This window comes from Vagococcus elongatus (assembly GCF_003987645.1).
GTDB classification, from domain to species: domain Bacteria; phylum Bacillota; class Bacilli; order Lactobacillales; family Vagococcaceae; genus Vagococcus_A; species Vagococcus_A elongatus.
Genome location: NZ_NGKA01000015.1, coordinates 1 through 21023 on the forward strand (window position 1 = coordinate 1; position 21023 = coordinate 21023).

The window sequence follows — 21023 nt, forward strand, 5'->3', positions numbered from 1 at the left end:
TTAGGCGCTTTAACCATAACAGATTGGGGCTCTTTTTGTACACCCAAAGGGTGTTAAAATAAAACAAGATAAACACCGTCACAAAAGTGTTTATCTTGTTTTTTCAAATAAGTATGAATTATCCAGGATTATCATTAAAAATTAATTCTCAACTTGAAAAAAGTGTCGTAAATTCAAAAGCACAATAAACTTTTAAAGTCCATAATCGCAAGGTGTGCAGTCTATAAAATATTTCCAAAACATTCTTACATTTTTGAAAAAAACGCATATTATCCGAATGTATAATTTAATGGTATCTTTAATTATAATCATTGTCAATTGAAAGTCGATATTATTTAACCATTTGCCAAGTTAACCGCTTACTTTCTTCATAATAGCATTAGGTATACAATCTCATCTCAAATCTATATCTAATTAAAAACATCATGATTATCAAAATAATAGTGACTGTATTAAGTAAGTCTATCTCTGCTAGTCATGTCTATACACAATTTTAACTCCTTATACCTCTTTTACTGTAAGATTAAATAAGTCAAAGTAAAAAAGTGTTTTGAATGTTCCACTATTGGCTTATTCCGTTTTGTGTCAGATAGACCATAAAGAACTTTATTTCATACAACGTGCGTTTAGCATTTTCAAGAACAAAAAAATCTACCCAGGCTAATTGCCTAGGTAGAAATCTAGCTTCATAGATTAAATTTACCCCTACCGGTATTATCCAACAAAAAGCCGGAAATTTTTCTGTCTTTAATTCTCATGTCAAACCCTATGTTCTACCTATTAGTCATTTTCTCCATCTAAGCTTTCTTCAGATGTTAAGGCCGATATTAAAACCTTTCTTGGTTTGCTGCCTTCTGAGGGACCTACAACGCCATGAGCTTCCATTTCGTCAATTAAGCGGGCGGCACGATTGTAACCAATTCTAAAACGTCTTTGCAACATGGAAATGCTCGCCGTCTCCAATTCTGAAATCATCGTCACTGCTTCTTCATACAACTCATCCTGAGACTCACCGGTAGAAGTTTGCGGCTCTTCACTCGGCATCATATCTTCTTGGTAATCAGCACCTTGCTGATTAGTAACATAAGTGACAATGTCTTCCACTTCCGAATCAGAAATAAAAGCTCCTTGTACACGAATCGGTTTATTTTCTCCCATCGGAAGAAACAGCATATCTCCTCGTCCGAGAAGTTTTTCTGCCCCGTTACTGTCAATAATCGTTCTTGAATCCGTACCGCTAGAAACAGCAAAAGCAATTCGTGACGGCACATTTGCCTTAATAATCCCAGTAATTACATCTACACTCGGACGCTGGGTTGCCAAAATCATATGAATCCCTGCGGCCCTTGCCATTTGTGCCAATCGTGTAATTGCATCTTCGACTTCATTGCTCGCAACCATCATCAAATCTGCCAATTCATCCACTATGACCACAATATAAGGCAGCACTGGACGATTTTCTCCATCTTCCATATTGTGTTTGATAATTAATTGATTGTAGCCCGTCATATTTCTGACGCCAGTAGAAGCAAACAGCTCGTAACGTTTTTCCATTTCTTGAACTACTTTTTGCAAAGCTTGAGAAGCTTTACGAGGATTAGTTACCACAGGCGTCAATAGATGAGGGATACCATTGTAAACATTTAGCTCTACCATTTTAGGATCGATCATCATTAACTTGACTTCATGAGGTTTTGCTCTCATCAAAATACTTGTAATGATACCATTGATACAGACTGACTTTCCGCTACCAGTGGACCCGGCAATTAAAAGATGGGGCATCTTGGACAAATCTGCTGAGATGACTTGACCGGAAATATCTCTTCCTAAAGGAACTTCTAGTATTTTGTCATCATCTTTTGCTTGAGATTCGACAATATCACGAAACGACACCGTACTCACTGTGCCATTCGGTACTTCGATTCCTATTAGAGATTTCCCTGGAATAGGAGCTTCCATTCGAATATCTTTCGCTGCCAAAGCTAGGGCAATATCATCAGAAAGATTGACAATTTTACTCACTTTTACTCCTACGGCAGGCTGAATTTCATATTTAGTGACCGAAGGACCTAAACTTGCCTTAACAACTTTGGCTTCCACGCCAAAACTCTTAAAGGTTCTTTCCAAAGTATCAACATTTGTCTGAATAGCATCATACTCAGCACTTTGATCCGTCAACGGAATCTCATTCAGTAAAGAAGAAGGAGGCAATTGATAATCACGATTTTCAATTTCTTGCGGAATTTCGAATTCCAAACTTTCTTCTTCCTCTTGTTGCATTCCAGACTTTTGAGCGGCTTTATCATTATAAGTATGCTGGTAGCTGTCGATTTCCAAAGATAGTTGTTCCGATTCCCCTAAGTCCTCGGAAAAATCTTTTTGCAAGGTTTCTTTTGCCAGTTCTTCCCCCGGTGTCAACCTTCGCACTTGATTACGTTCTTCTTCTTTTCTTTGTTCTTCTAAAGCTGCCATTTTCTCAGCTTTTTTGATTTTTTTTGCTTCAGCTTTTTCTTGACGTTTTGCTGCACTCTTTTGCATATAATCTTTGATTTTCAACCCAAAATGGGAGAAATGCTCCCATTTAAGATTAAAGAGTAAAACTAAACCAAAAGCTGCCAACAATCCGGCAAGGATATATGTCCCCAGCTGTGCAACTAGAAAATAAGTCACGGTATATAAAGCCCCACCGATCATGCCGCCTCCAACCGATTGTTTGATCGTATTCAAGCGGACGTCTGCAAGAAGTTTTTCCCAAGTCATACTTAAAATATTTGTTTCTCCAGAAACAGCTCCTTTAAATAACCACGCATGCAAGAATATCAAAACAGAGAGATAGACTAATAGACCGCCATAAAATAATTTTGGGTTTTTAAATCGGATGTCTTTCCCCATGATCATCAAGATAAATCCATAAATCATCAAGATCACACCGAAAAAACGAAAAGTATCTCCTACTAATAGTCGAAAGACATTTCCAATCAGCATGCCTAAAAACCCAAGCTTGAGTGCTCCAAATAATCCAAATAAAATGAATGCTAAACCAATGAAAAAGAAGGTGAGTTTTTCCTGCTTGGCTTGCTGTTTTTTTGTTTTTTTCTTTTTTTTGTTTTTCTTGGCCATTAAAACCCTCCTATTTACCATAAAGTCTTGGCACTTTTGACTATCAGTCGAACTAGATATACTAAGTCATCTGCCTTCACTTCCTTATTTATTATACACTAATTTAATAGAAATACATCCCAAAAAAGCAAATGGCTATTTGCTAGATTCTGATAATAAAAAACTGTCTACACAAAGATTGTTCTGTGCCAACAGTTTTGAATTGTTATTGAATCAAGGCAGAATTAAAATCATGCCTGGTGGCGGAGTAACTTACGAAAATTATCTAAGTGTCGCTGAAAATTTAAATGTCAACGAAGCACACGGAACAAAAATCGTAGCATTTGATTAGACTCAATAGAGACAACCGAACGTTTTAACAATGTTCTCATAAGTCAAATAAAACTTAGTTGATGAAACCAAAAAGCTGTCATTAAAAGACAGCTTTTTGATTATTTTTTATTTTCTTCCATCGCAGCTTTTAAGGCTGCTGCCAATGGACTTTCTTCCGGCTCCTGTGGTTGACTATACTTTTTCAATAATTTCTTTTCTTCATGTTTAGTCATTTTTTTCTTCCGATCCTGCTTCGTCCCAACTTTTTCAGTAATCACGCAATACTTGCAACGGAAAAAATCACCATTTTTCCCTGAATGGATTTCCATTTTCCGATGGCATTGCGGACACCTTTTATTTGAAACCTTCGGATCTTTGCGCCTTGAATAACTGCATTCTGAATTAGTACAAACATAAATTTTCCCTTGGCGTGTGTTTTTTTCACGAAGTTTTTCGCCGCACTCTGGGCATTTCTTTTCAGTGATTGAAAAATCCGTGTATTTTTGTTCGCTCTGCTTAATTTCGCTGACCAGTCGAGCAGTATCTTTTTCTATTGAGCGGATAAACGTCTGACGCTTTAACTTTCCTTTTGCAATTTCCTCTAGCTGGTTCTCCCACTTCTCTGTCAACTCAGGGGTCACAAGAGAAGGATTCACCAATTGAAGCAGCTGTTTTCCTTTTGGTGTTACCATCAAACGATTCTGATTACGCTCCATCAACTCGGCATTTATCAATCGTTCGATGATTTCTGCTCGTGTGGCTGGGGTTCCAAGATTATGTTTCTCCATTTTTGCCAGCAACGTGCCTTCATTTAAAGGACTAGGCGGCGAGGTGACTTCTTTTTTTATTTCAAAACTCGCAGCAACAGTCTCCCCTTCTTTAAAATCAACAGATTTCAAAGGACTCTCTTTCTCTTTAGCAAGCTTCCAGCCCGGTGTCACTACTTGTGTTTGCAGCAGATTGACTTTTTTATTTCCAAAAGCAATTTCCACTTTCTGTTGATTAACGACATGAGCACCTTGAAACAAGCCTAAAAAGCGTTCAGTAATCAGTTGATAAATCCGATGCTCCTCTTGGTCCATTTTTTCACTCCGTGGCGCCTGCTCGGTCGGTATCAATCCGTGATGGTCTGTCACTTTAGCATCCTGAAATACTTTTTTCTGCTTGACTATCGCACCGCCGCGCAATATTTTTTTTCCTTCTTCTGGAAAATAACTTGTGACAGCTTGTACTCTTTCTTTCATCGTTGCCGCCATATCCGTTGTTAAATATTTTGAATCTGTCCTCGGATAGGATACGATTTTATGAATTTCATAGAGTCTTTGAACGATAGACAATGTTTTTTTAGCAGAATAGCTATATCTTTGATTAGCTTCCCGCTGAATTTCAGTTAAGTCGTAAGGCAGAGGCGCAGCTTCAGTTTTGCGTTTTTCCGCCACTTTTGCAACTTTTCCTTGGACGGATTGCATTGATTTGACGACTGCCTCTGCAGCCTCATAATCTTTTAGGGAATGGGGCGGTTGGATTTGCACCTTCCCAACCAGTCCTTTCACAGTTGCCTCAATAATATAATATTGTTGAGGTTTAAATGTTTCAATCTGTTTTTCTTGTTCTCTGACCATGGCCAACGTAGGCGTCTGAACACGTCCGGCAGACAAATTATCTTCATACTTAACCGTCAAGGCACGAGTTACATTTAACCCGACCAGCCAATCAGCTTCAGAACGGGCAATCGCAGACTCGTATAAATTATCATACTTTTCGCTTGGCTGCAGCTTTTTAAAGCCATCTTTGATTGCCTTAGTTGTTTGAGAAGAAATCCATAAACGCTTGACCGGCTTATTGAAACGCACGTATTCAAGTATCCATCTGGCGACTAGCTCTCCTTCTCTTCCAGCATCTGTGGCAACTACCGCTTCTTTGATATCTTTACGCTGGGCAAGCCTCTGGATCGCCTTCAACTGTCCCATTGTTTTTGGCAGTGGTTTGATTCCCACATTTTTGGGAATCATCGGCAAAGTATCAAACCGCCACTCCCGCCATTCTTTTTTATAATCTTCCGGCATTTTTAAAGTCAATAAGTGCCCCAATGCCCAAGTCACCACCACATCTTTTCCCTCGATATAGTTTTTACTCTTTTGATTCGCTCCTAGAACTTTGGCTAAATCTCTGGCAACACTTGGCTTTTCCGCTATAATTAATCGTTTCATCTTTTCCCTTTCCATCAACAACAATTTTTTGATTGTCTTTTAAAATCATTAACCCGTGAAATAATTGTACCTCGTCATCGCACTCTTCGCAAAAATGGGTATTCCCATCTTGCCAAAAGGCAGTTAAAAACCCCGGTTTCTCATTAACATGGTCATTTTGACTTTTTAATTCACAAAATTTTTCCCCGAAACATACTTTTGCCTGTTCAAAATCTTTGAACTCTTTTTTTTCAATGATATCTTTTTCCCAATCCTCGAAAAACCACCAAGGTTCATTTTCCCCGTAGATTTTTATTACTTGGTACATACGCTATCACCCTCGATATCTAGTTTGGTTTAAGACTAGTTTAAAATTAATCAAGGGTTAATGCAAGTTTTCCGACTGATAGTCCCACTGCTGCCAGCTTTTTTTTCTGATGCTCGTTGTATCAGCACTTCGATGACCATCGTTGAAAGTTTCAGATAAATTAAAAACAGCCGGAGAAAAACAACATCTCTTCGGCTGTTAAGATTTTATTTTTTAACTGGTTTGATTTTGCCATTCCATTTTTCTTCAATCCATTGTTGAGTTTCTGAATCATGAAGGGCATCAACTAATTTCTTGATTCTCTCATCGTCTTTATCCTCTGAACGAACAGCCACAAGATTGGCATACGGTGCATTGTCGCTTTCTACGATAATACCGTCTCTTTCAGGTGCCAAATCAATTGTTCCAGCAAAATTGGCATTGATTGCAATCAAGTCTGCTTCATCATTTTGGTAAGCTGTGGTCAACAGTTCCGCATTGACATCATTTTTAAAGACCAGGTTTTTCGGATTTTCTACAATGTCCTCAAAAGTTGCAGTTTTGACATCCACGCCCTCTTTAACTTTCACTAGACCTGCTTCTTGAAGTATAGCGATGTTACGACCCCAGTCGGTTTTAGAATTACTGACTAATACCGTTGCACCATCTTTTAAATCTCTGATATCTTTAACACTTTGAGAATAAAAGGCCATCAGTTCTATATGAATATTGCCCGCATTCACAAAATCATAGCCATTTTCAGCTTTAGCTTCTTCAAAGAAAGGGATATGTTGGAAATAGTTGGCATCAATCTCTCCTTCTGCTAAAGTTTTATTAGGTAAAACATAGTCTTGAAACTCAACGATTTCTAGTTCGATACCCTCTTTTTCAAGCTTTGGTTTGACATGTTCCAAAATCTCCGCGTGGGGAGTTGGACTAGCGCCGACCTTCAAAACTTTATTATCAGCTTTTCCTTCTTCTTTTCCAGCTTCGCCACCTCCACAAGCAGCCAAACTAAAAGCCAAACATCCAATTCCTAAAACACTTAATAATTTTTTCTTCATTTTCTTTCCTCCTAATATTTTATCTTTTATCAACTCTTGTGACTAATAAATCACCAATCCACTGAATAATAAAAACAATCACTAAAATCAAAATCGTGGCAAATAGGGTCGTCGTTAAATCCCCCTGCATATATCCTTGGTAATAAGCCAGTTGCCCCAGCCCGCCTCCGCCGACTGCTCCTGCCATGGCAGTAAAACCAATCATTGTAATGGTAGTGACAGTAATTCCTGAAATCAACGCCGGCCTGCTTTCTGCCAGCAAGATTTTCCAAACAATCTCCAATTTGCTTGCACCCATCCCATCAGCAGCTTCCAACACGCCTTCATCTACTTCTCTAAAAGCAATCTCCACTAATCTTGCATAAAATGGCGTTGCGGAAATCACTAATGCCGGTATGGCAGCTTTCGCGCCTAAAAAAGTCCCCAGCAGCGCTTTGGTAAATGGTATCAGAAGCAATATCAAAATAATAAACGGAATGGAGCGAAATATGTTACTGAGAATTGAGACTACGGAATAGAAAAAACTTGATGATTTTTTGTTACTCTTAGCCAGACTATATAAAATCAGCCCTAGAAGAAGTCCTAAAACAATCACAAATACCATTGAAACAATCGTCATCATTAAGGTCTCCTGAGTTGCTGTCTTGAATTTTTCAGCATCTAAATTTGAAAAATCAAAATAGGTAGCCTTAATCCCTTTGTTATTCATCTCCTACCACCTCCACACCAACACCTTCAAGGATAAATTTATTTAGCGCTGCTCTGATTTCTTCTTCCTCACCAGTAAGTTCCACAATCAGCGTTCCAAAAGAGGAGTGATTGATTTCCTGAATTTGTCCTTGGATGACACTGATATCTACATCAAATTCTTTGATGACTTGAGACAAAATCGGATGTTTAGATTTTTCCCCTCTGAAAGTCAGTTGAGCAATTTTTCCTTGGGTATAATTTTTACTAAAGTAATCCAAGGTATTTTCTTCCACCACTTCGGGAAAAGTTTCCTGTTGAACAAAACGTTTCGTCACTTCTTCTTTAGGGTGACTGAATACTTCCATGACGTTCCCTTGCTCAACGATTTTTCCTTCTTCCATCACAGCCACTTTATGACAAATCTTGCGGATCACATGCATTTCATGGGTAATCAATACAATGGTCACCCCTAAGTCCTGATTGATTTGTTTCAATAATTGCAGCACTTCATCGGTCGTCTGAGGGTCCAGTGCACTGGTGGCCTCATCACACAGCAAGATTTTCGGATGATTGGCTAGCGCCCGGGCAATTCCCACACGTTGTTTTTGTCCTCCCGAAAGCTGTCCCGGATAGGCTGAACCTCTGCCGTCCAAACCAACAAGATGCAATAATTCTTCGGCCCGTTCACAGCGCTTGTCAGCAGGAACTTTTGCTAATTCCAAAGGAAGCATAATGTTTTCCAAGACGGTGCGTGACCATAGTAAATTAAAATGTTGAAAAATCATCCCGATGTCTTTACGAAACTGTCTCAACTCTTTTGCCTTTAAATGAGCAATTTCTTGCTGATTGACAGTTAATCTGCCTTCAGTAGTTTCTTCCAGACCATTGAGTAGTCTCAGTAATGTACTTTTTCCAGCACCTGAATAACCAACAATCCCGAATATTTCTCCTTCTTCCACCGTAAAATCTACTTGATCTACTGCCAAAATCGTATCATTTTTAACTTCAAATCGTTTTGTAACTTTTTTCAAGCTAATAAGCGACATGACGTTCCCTCCCAAAATATTAATCTTCTGAATTTTTCCGTAATTTTTAAATTTTGGCTTATCAGAAGAAAAATCTTCTTTTTACAAATAAAAAAGCTTCCGTCCTATTTCTAATGAAATAAGGACGAAAGCGTTGCTTCGTGTTACCACCTTTATTTGTTACTTTCTCACAAAAGTAACCTCTCCCAGTACGCAAGAAAACTTTTAATACTGTGACACGCTAACGGGTGTAGTCGTAACGGACTGACTGTTTACAGCTCATCCATTCTGCTCAAAGACCATTTTCCATAACTTTCCGGTTATCCCTTCTCACCAATTGGGGATTCTCTTTAAACTTTCCTGATATGTACTTTTCTTTTCAAAGCATTTATTTTTAAATTTGATTGTTAGTTTAACAGTATTCTGATAGATTGTCAACTATTTTTTCAAAGTGCCTGAAAATCTTCGTCGGTGACTTCAGAGATCACCAACAGCCACGCTTCGGCTTCATCCTCGCTATCCAGTAGTGAAGGTTCATCCACAGCTTTCTCGTTAACTTCCAGGACTTTGCCGTTTAGAGGACTTAATAATTCGGTCACAGCTTTTTCTGCTTCCACATCAGCAAATGCTTCATCTTTAATCAGCGTGCTCCCAACTTTAGGCAGCGACACAAATGTGATACTCCCTAATTCATCCTGTCCGTCATTTGTCAGTCCTAGACGATAATTTTGACCTTCTTCAGCAATCCAAAGATATTTTCCTGATGTTTTCTTTTTCATAAACTTCCCTCCAAATTACAGCAGTGTTTCGTATTCTGATTCTTTAAAGCCAAGTAATAATTGACTGCCATTTTCTAAAATAGGACGTTTGACCAGCATGCCCCGCTCGCTTAATTTTTGTGCAGCGTCTTCTTCAGATAATGAATAAACAACTTCTTTTAAATTTTCTTTACGATAAATGATTCCAGAAGTATTAAAAAATTTATGAATAGGAATGTTTGTCTCTTTCATCCACTGTACAAACTGCTCTTTTGTAGGCGTATCATTAATCAAATCTATCAATTGATATTCTACCTCATGTTGATCCAACCAAGCCTTTGCCCGTTTGCACGTAGAACATTTGTCATACCAATAAAAATTAATCATTTGCATCCCTCATTTCTAATTAGTCAGCATTCAGTATATCATAGAATGAATCGAGTTTTAAGGCACAATGAAACAAAAATAAAGTCTTATTAAATCGACAGCATGCAAACGATTATCTAGGCAGTTAAATAATCTTCTTGCTGGAATCTCATAGAAAGGATGATGCCGATGCCAATCATATTCCCCAACAAAGCAGAACCTCCCTGACTGATAAACGGCAAGGGGATTCCCGTCAGCGGTAAGAGTCCGATATTCGCACCGATATTTTCAAAAACATGAAATAAAATCATCATGATGATCCCAGTTGCAATATATGTGTAAAATTCATTGTTTGTGTCAAAACAAACACGGATCATCCGGTAAATTAAAAGAAAATACATGAAAATGACGAAGACACTTCCGATAAAGCCGAAATTTTCCGCAATTACTGTAAAAATCATATCCGATTCTCGTACAGGTATTTCAACTTCGGATACGTTAAACCCTTTGCCCACTAATCCGCCTGAGCCGATAGCGGTCAGCGCTTGTGCCTGTTGATAAGAATTTCCAGTGGGGTCATGAAAAGGATTTTGCCAAGAGTCTATCCGCAGCAACTGATATTGCTTTACGCCAAGTCCCTGCAAAAATTCCCGACCCGTTTCAGTGGTGACGGCATAAATCACTCCAACGACAAGTAAGATAGCCAGCCCAATCGATGGTAATAAGATTTTCCAAGATATCCCAGACATCAAGAAAACACCGCAAAAAATCGCAAAAAATACCAGCAACGTACCAAAATCATGTTGAAATCGCAGTAACACTGCAATAGGGATAGTGACCGCCACCATCTTTCCGATCAAGATAAAATCTTGTTTGGTTGTGTGTTCTTCTTGAAGATTGTGTCGCGTCACAATAAAAGCTAAAATCAAAATATAAGCAATTTTCATCAGTTCTGAAGGTTGAAAGGAAAGACCGCCTAGATACACCCAGTTTTTTGACCCCGTCAATGCTACGACTCTTGGGTCAGAAAAATACAAGGGCAAGACCATTAACACCAAACCTAAACCATAAAAAAGAACAGATAATTTCCACCATAATTTTGATGTGAACTGCATCAAAACCGCAATAGCAACAACCCCGATAGCCAACCAGAGGACATTTTTAAACATCTGGGCAGTCACATCTTGTTTTATCGGATTGACACTCAAGGCTACATATTGGGCAACCAGACCCACTAAACACAAAACAAAAACCGGCAAGATGATGCCGTAATCTATTCGATTATCTAAACTGATAGTTTTTTTATTCATTCTTATACTCTTTTCTTTTAGTCTGCATCTCATCATACACATCATTATACAAAAATTAATTTGTAAAAAATACTACGTTATGTTTATTTAAATGTTTTTTAACTTGATTAGCGATTTTGTAAAATCACATCGCTGGTGATAGGGACTCGTTCCAATGTGGCAACTTTTTCTTTCTTATCATCAAAAGAAATGTTTTCTAGATGCTCAGCCAATTTGCTTTGTCCGCTAAAGTCTTCTGTTGTAAAAATAGATGTATGTTTAAAATCTTTCAGCTGGTCAATGGCATTTTCGCAAGGTCCCTCTGCCATATAAGCTTGTTGGTACTTTGATGCCGCCAAAGAATCCAGCGTTTTATCTGAATTTTTTTCCATGTCTTCAAATGAAACGTAGGGATTGACCAAATAGACAGCATCACTTGTTTGATTTGTTATCAGTAAATAATCCAAAACAATCCGACTTCCGATGCCTTCACTGATCCAAGAGAAGGATGTCAAAGCGCTGTGGTTTTCCTCTGCAAGTTGTCGAATGACTTCTTGAACATTTGTCAATCGTTCAGTTGTCTTCGCAAATGAGTAATCATTTCCAGTGCTTTCATTCAGCTCTACAACCATATATCCTTGACGAGCCAGCACTGCCCCTTCAGTTTCAAGCCAGTCTGTCCGAGGACTTCCCAAAGGGTGATAATACACGATGGGGAACAAATGAGACTGGTTTTTCTGATAAATGGCAGTCAAACGATGGGCATGGAGCGTAGATTTGTAGTAGACCACATCTTCTTTAACGACCAACTCATCTTCAACAACGCTTTCTAATGAGGTTAAAACCTCTTTTTTACTTTGATTGTAATGCTCTAAAATCGGGAAAGGTGTGAACATGATAATATAAAAAGCAAATAGCAGTAAAACACCGCCCACAATTAGACTGTTTTTAAAAATTTCTTTCATCATTGCTTCCAACCTTCATTATCAAAAATTTTCATTAGTAATTGCAGGCAGCTCAAGGAAACGCCAAATCAACTAATATCACAAATGATGACTTTTTAAAAAATAACAATAAAAATCATCTGCTCTCACAGGTTAGTTCAAAACTATTTTACTACAAAAAACCTTCGTTGACGACTATCATCATCGAGGGCAGAATATTGCAAACATGTGTTTCCATCGAAATTATGTTATAATATAGTTAATAGACTGTTATTATGTCCATGTTTATACAGGAAGGTGGAAAAAAAGCATGTTTTATACTTCAAATAAAGACATTAGTCAAAACGGAAAAGAATTTTTACCTGACACGAAAGTTCGATTTTCAATCCAGAATGAAATTGAGACAGGAACTGTTATTAAACAAAAAGTCAACTCCGCAATTATCGAGATTGAAGAAACTGTCAATAATCGAGACCTTATTTTTCAAACTCAAGGAATGGTCGTTATCAGCTACAAAGATTTGACGATTATTAACTGATAAGCTCACCTCGTTAGTCTACTTTATCTGCTGGTTCTCCATGAAAACAGCTAAAAATGAAATAACGCCAGAACAAACAACAAAACCGAACAACGAAAGTGTTTTTAAGCACCTCGTTGTTCGGTTTTACTTTCTTGATTGTTATAAAGATAATTTCACTTATTTAAGAAATTACTTTTAATCCGACAGCTGCACCGATGATCAACAGTAAACAAGCAATCCTCTGCCAACTCTTCTCTTCGCCATACATAAGCATTCCCATGATTGCTCCGCCAGAAGCACCGATACCCGTCCAAATAGCGTAGGCTGTCCCCATGGTGATTTCATTCATTGCCAAATTCAGCAAATAAAAACTGACGCCAAAACCGAGAACCAAGTAAATGACGGATAAAAGATTTTTTTTCCTGTTAAAATAATTGATCAATGAAACACCTACCATTTCAAATAACCCAGCGAAAATCAAGTAAATCCAAGCCATCTATTTTTCCTCCTTCGTCTGATCTGTCAACATTTTTAAGCCAACAACGCCTACTAAAAGCAATCCGATAAACAAAACTTTCGCCAAAGATAATGGCGCATCAAACAAGAGTGTGTCCATCAGTACAGTCCCTGTTGTTCCTAGACCGACAAAAACAGCATAAGCTGTCCCCACAGGCAATTTTTGCGTCGCAGTGATCAATAAATAAAAACTGATAAATATAGCGATGAATGTCATCAGCCAGTGAAAAATCGAAGCAGAATGTTTTAAGCCAATCACCCATCCTACTTCAAATATTGCGGCAATAATAATCTTTGACCAGTACTTATTCATACAATCCATCCTTTCAATATAAAAAAGCCTGGGAAAATATTGTCTTTCAACAATATTCTCCCAGGCTTTTATCCTTCCGTGGTACGTAAATTTTTTACGCGTTTTCTCTTGGACCAGTCTATCTGTAATTAAGATACGGAACCCTAGAAAATCTTTCAAACCACTTCATTATAATAGAGTGGTAATATAAATCAATAAAAAACCAGCGAATGTTAGAAAATTCTTACATTATGTCTTTTAACTATTTATTTTGTACCAAACAATCTATCTCCCGCATCACCAAGACCAGGAACAATATAGCCATGCTCGTCCAGTGCTTCATCCAGTCCTGCTGTAATAATATCTACATCGGGATGAGCCTCTTGCAAAGCTTTTACCCCTTCAGGCGCTGCTACAAGACAAACAAACTTGATGTTTGTGCCGCCGCGTTTTTTCAAGGCATCTACCGCTAAGATTGCTGATCCCCCTGTCGCTAACATCGGATCGACAACAAACAACTGACGTGTTTCTATATCAGATGGCAATTTCACAAAATACTCTACTGGTTCCAATGTTTCATGATCACGGTACATACCGATATGTCCTACCTTAGCAGCTGGAATCAACTCTAACATGCCATCGACCATGCCAATACCTGCACGAAGAATCGGAATGATAGCAACTTTCTTTCCGGAAAGTGTTCTTTGCGTCGTTTTTCCCATTGGTGTTTCAACTTCGACTTCTTCCAAAGGCATATCCCTTGAAACTTCGTAAGCCATCAGCATTGCTATTTCGTTCACAACCTCACGAAAAACTTTAGTCCCGCAATTCTTATCACGAATAATCGTTAATTTGTGTTGAATCAATGGATGATCCATTACTTGAAATTTTCCCATTTCGATTCTCCTCTTTCATTTAAGTTTGGCTTCTGCTATTTTCCAGATTTTCCCCAATCATACTCTTAGAAATAGAAGCGATATTTAAATTTTACTCTTATCTATTGTAAAGCAAAAACGCAAGATTGACTAGTCAATCTTGCATTTTTTTAAGAATATAAAGGAAACTTTTCTGTAATCGCACGAACTTCCTTGCGAATATTGGATAGCTTCGTTTCATCCTGATAATTTGAAAGTGCCTCATCAATCAATTCAGCTACACGAGTTACGTTTGCTTCACGCATACCTCTCGTCGTCACAGCTGGTGTCCCAATCCGAATCCCGCTTGTTTGGAAAGGACTCAGCACTTCAAATGGAATAGTATTTTTATTGACCGTAATATTGACATCGTCCAAGATTTTTTCAGCTTCCTTGCCAGTCAAACCATAGTCTGTCACTTCGATCAACAAGACATGGTTTTCCACATCTCCGCTCACTAAACGGCCATTGGCAGAACGATTAAAGACTTTTGCCATCGCTTTGGCATTATCGATCACTTGTTGCTGATAATCTTTAAAGTCTTCCTCGAGAGCTTCCTGAAAGCAGACTGCCTTGGCTGCAATGACATGTTCTAAAGGGCCTCCTTGAATGCCCGGAAAAATATTACTATTGATTTTTTTAGCCAAAGCCTCATCGTTTGTTAAAATCAAGCCGCCGCGAGGGCCACGCAACGTTTTATGTGTGGTAGATGTCACGATGTCCGCATAGTCCACCGGATTTTGATGGAGTCCTGCCGCAACAAGACCGGCAATATGAGCCATGTCCACCATCAATTTTGCTCCCACGGCATCTGCGATTTCCCGGAATTTTTTAAAGTCCAGCAATCGGCCGTACGCACTGGCACCAGCCACAATCAATTTTGGCTTGACTTCCCGAGCTTTTATCATCACCACATCATAGTCGATCACTTCTGTCACAGGATCAACACCATACGGACGAAAGTTATATGTTTTTCCGCTGAAATTAACCGCCGAACCGTGAGTCAAATGCCCTCCATGAGTTAGATCCATCCCTAAAACTGTATCGCCAGGCTCAATTAAGCTTAAGTAAGCTGCAGTATTCGCCTGAGAACCTGAATGAGCTTGAACATTGGCAAATTTGGCGTTAAACAATTCTTTTGCTCTTTCGATTGCCAAATTCTCTACAACGTCAACAAACTCACACCCGCCATAATATCTCTTTCCCGGGTACCCTTCGGCATATTTATTGGTCAAGACGCTTCCTTGCGCGGCCATCACAGCTTCCGAAACAAAATTTTCTGAAGCGATCAGTTCGATATTATGTTCCTGTCTATCCTTTTCATTTGCAATTGCTTCCCATAACACTGGGTCTTGTTTTTTAAAACTCATGGCTTGCACTCCCTTGTAGTTAATAATCTGATTGTATCATATTACCTTCGGAAGATTGAAAGTATTTTTGGTTTGCCGCTTTTTTAAGCCGATTCATGTAAGCTAAACCTTTTCCCTTATCAGAATAAGTTTCAACAAAAATAACATCCAATTTTGGGGTCACTTCGTCTAATGCACGCAAACCCGAAAATAACTGTCTCATACTCTCAGTTACATCGCTTTCTTCACTTAAATAAAATATCTCTAGACTTTTTCCGATAAAAGGTTTCAAACGTGCCTTTGATCCTAACAAACCAGCTCTCAAACCACTATCTTCTGCCCACTTTACAGCCTCCTGCCAATTCTGTTTTTTTGCATCAATCATATAGACAGGAACTTCTGGTGCATAATGTTTATATTTCATTCCGGGTGATTTAGGTGTCTCCTCTGCCCCAGCCAATGAACAATCTATCGCTGCCTTGTCAATCACTTGTTCCAAGTCTTCTTTTGTCACTGCTCCAGGGCGCAAAATCATCGGCGGGTTAGTGGTCATATCAAGAACCGTCGACTCAACACCGACCTTTGTCGGTCCATCATCCAAAACACCGGCAATTTTACCTCTCAAGTCATGCAGAACATGTTCGGCGGTTGTTGGGCTAGGCTTTCCCGAAATATTGGCACTAGGTCCCACTAAAGGTCGACCTGTCTTTTTGATTAACGATAACGTCAGATGATTATCAGGCATCCGAAAAGCGGCTGTACTTAAACCGCCTGTGACCACAGGATTAAAAGCATCTGGCTTGATTTCAAAAATCAACGTCAGCGGTCCCGGCCAAAAAGCAGCCATAATTTTTTTTGCTTCTGAAGTTATCCCTTGGGCGTAAAGAGACACATCCTCTTTTGATGCCACATGGACAATCAACGGATTATCAGAAGGACGTCCTTTAGCCTCAAACACTTTTTTTACCGCTTCAGAGTTGGTGGCATCGGCCCCCAAACCGTAAACTGTTTCAGTTGGAAAGGCCACTAACTCGCCCTTTAATAACGCAGAAACCGCCTGTTGCAGCTGCGGTGTCCCCCATTTTTTGTCACTCATTTTTTTCGCCTCTATCGTCATTAAACTTAAATTCTTTATTTCATTTCCAACATCCGGTCATGTCCACTCAAATCTTTATGGACTAGAATCTTTTTCGTTGGGAATGCCGCCTGATACATCTGTTGAATGGCTCTTCCCTGCTTATAACCATATTCAAAATACACCCGACCATCAACGGCTAAAACTCTTGGAATTTCTCGTACAAAACGCTCATAAAAATCTAGTCCCTCATTCTCAGCAAATAAAGCCGTTTTTGGTTCATACTTACGAACACTCTCGTCCATTTCGTCCCATTCATTCTCGCTGATGTAAGGGGGATTAGAAACAATCAAATCGACCTGTTCGTCCTTTACCGGTTCCAGCAAATCACCTAAGCGAAAATCGATATCCAATCCTTGACTTGCAGCATTTTCTTTAGCTACCTTCAAAGCCTCTTCCGACACATCAACAGCAATCACCTGCCACGAGGGTTTCAAGCGTTTCAACGTGATAGCAATCACACCTGTGCCAGTTCCCACATCTACCACCGTCAGATGTTCTTTTTCTTCGTTTTCACGCAAAATCAATGCCACGAGCTCTTCTGTCTCTGGTCGTGGAATCAGCGTATCCCCAGTGACTTTAAATTTTTCACCATAAAAATATTCATGCCCGATAATATATTGAGCCGGTTTATCCAATGCAAATTCGTAAATATCTTTTTCAAATTGTTCCCTAACTTCTACAGGCATTGGTTTCCTTAACTCCATCACAAGCTCGGTTTTTTTCCAGTCTAACCGTCTCATCATCAGATATTCAGCGGCTTCCCGTTCTTTTTTTCTTTCGGTTAAAAAAGAAGAAGCCCAATAGAGGGCCTCCCCATAAGTTTTACTATCCATTCTGCATCTGCTCCAATTTTTGAGTTTGGTCGTAGATGATTAAAGCATCGATGATATCATCTAATTCACCAGATAGAATTCTGTCAAGTTGTTGAATAGTCAAACCGATACGGTGGTCTGTCACACGATTTTGCGGGAAATTATACGTCCGGATTCTCTCAGAGCGGTCCCCTGTTCCTACAGCGGATTTACGATTGGCATCATACTCGCTTTGTGCTTCCTGTTGAAGCTTGTCATATATCCTGGCACGCAATATCTGCATCGCTTTTTCCCGATTTTGTAATTGAGAACGTTGATCCTGCATGGCAACAACAATACCGGTAGGTTCATGAGTCAAACGAACCGCCGAAGCTGTTTTATTGACGTGCTGACCCCCTGCACCGCTGGCATGATAAATATCCACTCTGATATCTTTTTCATCCAACTCCATTTCAACTTCTTCTGCTTCTGGAAGCACAACGACAGTTGCCGTCGATGTATGAACTCGTCCTTGAGACTCTGTGGTTGGGACACGCTGTACACGGTGAGCACCGTTCTCATATTTTAGTTTAGAATACACGTTGTTTCCGGTAATCATGGCTATGACTTCTTTATAGCCGCCAATCCCAGTCACATTAGCTTCCAGTATCTCAAACCGCCAGCCTTGAGACTGGGCATAGCTTTGATACATATCAAGTAAATCTCCTGCAAATAATTGAGCTTCATCTCCACCGGCAGCCCCACGAATTTCCATGATAATATTTTTATCGTCGTTAGGGTCTTTCGGCAACAACAGTATTTTTATTTTTTCTTCCAATTCATCTTTTTCATCTTTTAGTTCGTACAACTCTTCTTTTGCCATTTCTGCCAGCTCATCTTCGAGATTTTCTGCCAGCATTTCTTCAGCATCGCCAATGCCTTTCATAACTTCTTTATAACGACGGTATACTTCTACCGTTTCTCGTGTGTTCGCCTCTTCTTTGGATAATTCCATAAAGCGGCGGTTATCCGTAATAACTTCCGGATCGCTTAACAGCTCACCTAATTCCTCATAACGGTCTTCTACCGCTTGTAATTGATCAAACATGTATAGTCTCCTCTTCTTTCAGTACTCAAGATTATTTTCCATATGATGACATACCGGAAAGTTATCTCCTCAGCGCTTAAGCACTCACACCTAAAACTGATAGTATTAGAATGCTTTTTTTTACATTAAAATTTTTACCCAGCGTTGGCAAGACACTTTTCCTAGTCGTTTAATTTTTTAGTTCTATCATGACACAGCTACAACTTTGGGTCCTTATAGTGTTTTCTGCAAACAGGAAAATATGATTCATTCCCTCCGATTTGAACTTGTTTGCCATGATAGACAGGATTGCCATCCATCATCCGTAAATTCATTGTTGCTTTTTTATGACAAAACCAGCAGATGGTTTTTAATTCTTCGATTTTTTCTGCATAAAGCAGCAAATACTTCGACCCCTCAAAAAGTTCATTACGAAAATCATTTTTTAAGCCAAACGCCATGACGGGTATATCAAGTTCATCCACAACTTGTGCTAATTCAAGGACATGCTGTTTTTCCAAAAACTGAGCTTCATCAATCAGCACGCAATATGGCTTAAATGATAGTCCTTTGATTTCATCGTAGATATTAGTCTCACTAAAAATCGGCATGGCTTCTCTTGAAAGTCCAATCCTGCTGGAAATCATCCCAACACCATCACGTGTATCTAAACCACTGGTCATGAGAATCACCGGTTTATTCTGTTCTTCATAATTATGGGCTACTTTCAAAATTTCAATTGTTTTCCCACTATTCATTGTACCGTATTTAAAAAATAATTGAGCCATTTCCTACAACCTACTTTATTATTTTCTTCCTCAAATAGTATAACGGAAAATCCAGTAAAAATCATCTTATTTGGAAAATTAAATTCCAAGCTCAACTTTAAACAGGCTCTGTCTGCCTCAAGAGATGCAACTTGATTAACGCAAAAAATAACGGTTGACAAGCTGATGAACGCCTATCAATCGTTATTTTTATGTTTTAAACACTTACCAGTCAAAGATCAACCCATAACCTAAAGCCGCGATTTCTCGTAAATTCATCTTGAGTGTAGCAGAATTTTCAGATTTTGCCGGCAATCCTGTCACGTCCTCCAGTCCTAAACGCTTTGCTAACAGTATCGCACGGTATTGATGAAAATCACTGGTACAAATAACAGACTTTCCCAAATCTTTCTTATTCATGGCATTTTGGATATTTTCTTTTGTTCTTGTGGAAGTCCCTTCTTTTATGATTCTTTCTTCACTGATGTTATTATTTTTCAAGTAATTTTCCATAACATTGGCTTCAGTATCAGTTTCATCCGATCCTTGTCCGCCACAAACCACGACTTGAGTGTTAGGATTTTCTTCAAGATAGATAAGACTTTCATCCAACCGTTCTTTTAAGGATACACTTGGATAGGCTGGGTCACCCTTTACCTGTGCACCCAAAATCAGCAACGTATCTGCATCTGCTGCAGGCTGAAAATTTTTACCTGTGTGAATCAAATAAAAAATTATAGTTAAATAAACTAAACCTATGCCTAATATCAGCACGACGATTCTCTTTAGGAATTTCACTGCACAACGACATCCCTTCGATTATTTCTTTGATTAGATTATGAAGGAGTTCGCCCCAAAGGTCGAGTTAAATTTTCATAAAGATATCACTAGAAATGATATTAGTCATTCTTTTCAAAAAGGTCTCTAAATATATCGCTGGTCAGCCACTCTTCCCGCAAAAGACCAAAACTGATTGAATCAAAATATTCGCCCTCATAATATCGTACCTTACGAATATTTGCCTCCAGCATCATATTTAATTTCTTGCCGATTTTTACCATGCGATAATTACCTGACCAAGTGGTAAAACCGATTTTGAGCAACTCCGTCTGAGTAGAAAAAATATGATGAATCCACATCCGGCAAATTTCTGTTCCAAGCCCTTGATTCCAATACTCATGAACAAATATGACGACACCGAATTCCAGCCATTTTTTTAACTCGCCATCTTCCCATTCCCACGATACCGCGCCAATGATTTGGTTTTGATATAACACTAAATAAGTTTTAGGACTTTCAACCCAAGAAGGTCCGATCAAACAGGTAAACTGCTCCAAACTATATTTAGGCTCGTTGAAATATGGACCGTTCCATTTCATCCATTGGGGTTCATCGGTATCATAAGCACGATGCCAGATGTCCGATAAATCTGCGCCATCAACCGGCCGTAAAAGTAAATCTCCATTTTTAATTGATTTCAATGCCATTTGCCCAACCTCCCACGAAGATTATCCCATTACAGCTATTATAACAAACCTTTATTTTAAAAGATAATTGATTCTGTTTCAAAGACTAGGGAGCTTTT

The 21023-nt window shown here is 38.9% G+C and carries 22 protein-coding genes, 1 riboswitch and 1 other annotated feature; of the genes, 2 read left to right on the top strand and 20 right to left on the bottom strand.

The features are described 5' to 3' along the window. Positions 1-780: 780 nt before the first annotated feature. Entirely contained in the window at positions 781-3141 is a 2361-nt protein-coding gene (locus CBF29_RS09745; RefSeq protein ID WP_425469897.1) for a DNA translocase FtsK, read from the bottom strand. A 118-nt stretch (positions 3142-3259) separates the two neighbouring features. On the opposite strand from CBF29_RS09745, the gene CBF29_RS14275 reads away from it, so the two are divergent. Beyond that, positions 3260-3451, top strand: coding sequence for a hypothetical protein (locus CBF29_RS14275; protein ID WP_245987344.1), 192 nt, complete (start codon positions 3260-3262; stop codon positions 3449-3451). 100 nt (positions 3452-3551) lie between these two features. On the opposite strand, the gene CBF29_RS09755 is transcribed toward CBF29_RS14275, so the two are convergent. From CBF29_RS09755 to CBF29_RS09795, 9 genes are all read right to left on the bottom strand, one after another. Further along, complete coding sequence (locus tag CBF29_RS09755) at positions 3552-5642, bottom strand: DNA topoisomerase 3 (RefSeq protein ID WP_126809535.1); 2091 nt, start codon at positions 5640-5642, stop codon at positions 3552-3554. Further along, on the bottom strand, positions 5563-5949 hold the full coding sequence (locus tag CBF29_RS09760) for a DUF1033 family protein (RefSeq protein WP_126809536.1): 387 nt from the start codon (positions 5947-5949) through the stop codon (positions 5563-5565). The genes CBF29_RS09755 and CBF29_RS09760 overlap by 80 nt, the downstream gene beginning before the upstream one ends. Before the next feature lie 206 nt (positions 5950-6155). Continuing rightward, entirely contained in the window at positions 6156-6992 is an 837-nt protein-coding gene (locus CBF29_RS09765; protein WP_126809537.1) for a MetQ/NlpA family ABC transporter substrate-binding protein, read from the bottom strand. A gap of 19 nt (positions 6993-7011) precedes the next feature. Continuing rightward, positions 7012-7701, bottom strand: a complete 690-nt coding sequence (locus CBF29_RS09770; RefSeq protein ID WP_126809538.1) for an ABC transporter permease subunit — start codon at positions 7699-7701, stop codon at positions 7012-7014. After that, on the bottom strand, positions 7694-8728 hold the full coding sequence (locus CBF29_RS09775; RefSeq protein ID WP_126809539.1) for a methionine ABC transporter ATP-binding protein: 1035 nt from the start codon (positions 8726-8728) through the stop codon (positions 7694-7696). Before CBF29_RS09775 ends, CBF29_RS09770 begins: the two co-directional genes overlap by 8 nt. 117 nt (positions 8729-8845) lie before the next feature. Then, positions 8846-9099 (bottom strand) — a binding site (T-box leader). 54 nt (positions 9100-9153) lie between these two features. Continuing rightward, a complete protein-coding gene (locus tag CBF29_RS09780) occupies positions 9154-9486 on the bottom strand; it encodes a glycine cleavage system H family protein (RefSeq protein WP_126809540.1) in 333 nt (110 codons plus the stop codon). Between the two features lie 15 nt (positions 9487-9501). Next, positions 9502-9852, bottom strand: a complete 351-nt coding sequence (locus CBF29_RS09785) for an arsenate reductase family protein (RefSeq protein ID WP_126809541.1) — start codon at positions 9850-9852, stop codon at positions 9502-9504. 116 nt (positions 9853-9968) lie between these two features. Beyond that, positions 9969-11141: an FtsW/RodA/SpoVE family cell cycle protein gene (locus tag CBF29_RS09790; RefSeq protein WP_126809542.1), complete on the bottom strand. Its 1173-nt coding sequence runs from the start codon at positions 11139-11141 to the stop codon at positions 9969-9971. Between the two features lie 107 nt (positions 11142-11248). Beyond that, the gene (locus CBF29_RS09795) at positions 11249-12085 is read right to left on the bottom strand and encodes a hypothetical protein (RefSeq protein ID WP_126809543.1); all 837 of its coding nucleotides are present in this window, start codon (positions 12083-12085) and stop codon (positions 11249-11251) included. Between the two features lie 289 nt (positions 12086-12374). Between CBF29_RS09795 and CBF29_RS09800 the strand changes: the two genes are divergently transcribed. Continuing rightward, entirely contained in the window at positions 12375-12602 is a 228-nt protein-coding gene (locus tag CBF29_RS09800; protein WP_126809544.1) for a hypothetical protein, read from the top strand. A gap of 163 nt (positions 12603-12765) precedes the next feature. Here the strand turns inward: CBF29_RS09800 and CBF29_RS09805 are convergent, their stop codons facing one another. The 10 genes from CBF29_RS09805 to CBF29_RS09850 form a co-directional block, all read right to left on the bottom strand. After that, a complete protein-coding gene (locus CBF29_RS09805; RefSeq protein ID WP_126809545.1) occupies positions 12766-13080 on the bottom strand; it encodes a DMT family transporter in 315 nt (104 codons plus the stop codon). Further along, positions 13081-13413: a DMT family transporter gene (locus CBF29_RS09810; RefSeq protein WP_126809546.1), complete on the bottom strand. Its 333-nt coding sequence runs from the start codon at positions 13411-13413 to the stop codon at positions 13081-13083. A 55-nt stretch (positions 13414-13468) separates the two neighbouring features. Beyond that, positions 13469-13571, bottom strand: a riboswitch (guanidine-I (ykkC/yxkD leader). A gap of 87 nt (positions 13572-13658) precedes the next feature. After that, positions 13659-14288 carry a uracil phosphoribosyltransferase gene (upp, locus tag CBF29_RS09815; protein ID WP_126809547.1) on the bottom strand — a complete coding sequence of 210 codons (630 nt, stop codon included), beginning with the start codon at positions 14286-14288 and terminating at the stop codon, positions 13659-13661. A gap of 149 nt (positions 14289-14437) precedes the next feature. Beyond that, positions 14438-15676 carry a serine hydroxymethyltransferase gene (gene glyA / locus CBF29_RS09820; protein ID WP_126809548.1) on the bottom strand — a complete coding sequence of 413 codons (1239 nt, stop codon included), beginning with the start codon at positions 15674-15676 and terminating at the stop codon, positions 14438-14440. Positions 15677-15695: 19 nt separating this feature from the next. Further along, complete coding sequence (locus tag CBF29_RS09825; protein WP_126809549.1) at positions 15696-16751, bottom strand: L-threonylcarbamoyladenylate synthase; 1056 nt, start codon at positions 16749-16751, stop codon at positions 15696-15698. A 35-nt stretch (positions 16752-16786) separates the two neighbouring features. Continuing rightward, positions 16787-17626, bottom strand: coding sequence for a peptide chain release factor N(5)-glutamine methyltransferase (gene prmC, locus CBF29_RS09830; RefSeq protein ID WP_126809550.1), 840 nt, complete (start codon positions 17624-17626; stop codon positions 16787-16789). Continuing rightward, positions 17619-18692, bottom strand: coding sequence for a peptide chain release factor 1 (gene prfA / locus CBF29_RS09835; RefSeq protein ID WP_126809551.1), 1074 nt, complete (start codon positions 18690-18692; stop codon positions 17619-17621). Before prfA ends, prmC begins: the two co-directional genes overlap by 8 nt. Positions 18693-18889: 197 nt before the next feature. Beyond that, on the bottom strand, positions 18890-19459 hold the full coding sequence (locus CBF29_RS09840; RefSeq protein WP_126809552.1) for a thymidine kinase: 570 nt from the start codon (positions 19457-19459) through the stop codon (positions 18890-18892). 204 nt (positions 19460-19663) lie between these two features. Beyond that, complete coding sequence (locus CBF29_RS09845; RefSeq protein ID WP_126809553.1) at positions 19664-20236, bottom strand: YdcF family protein; 573 nt, start codon at positions 20234-20236, stop codon at positions 19664-19666. A gap of 101 nt (positions 20237-20337) precedes the next feature. Continuing rightward, positions 20338-20925 carry a GNAT family N-acetyltransferase gene (locus CBF29_RS09850; protein WP_126809554.1) on the bottom strand — a complete coding sequence of 196 codons (588 nt, stop codon included), beginning with the start codon at positions 20923-20925 and terminating at the stop codon, positions 20338-20340. Positions 20926-21023: the final 98 nt, after the last annotated feature.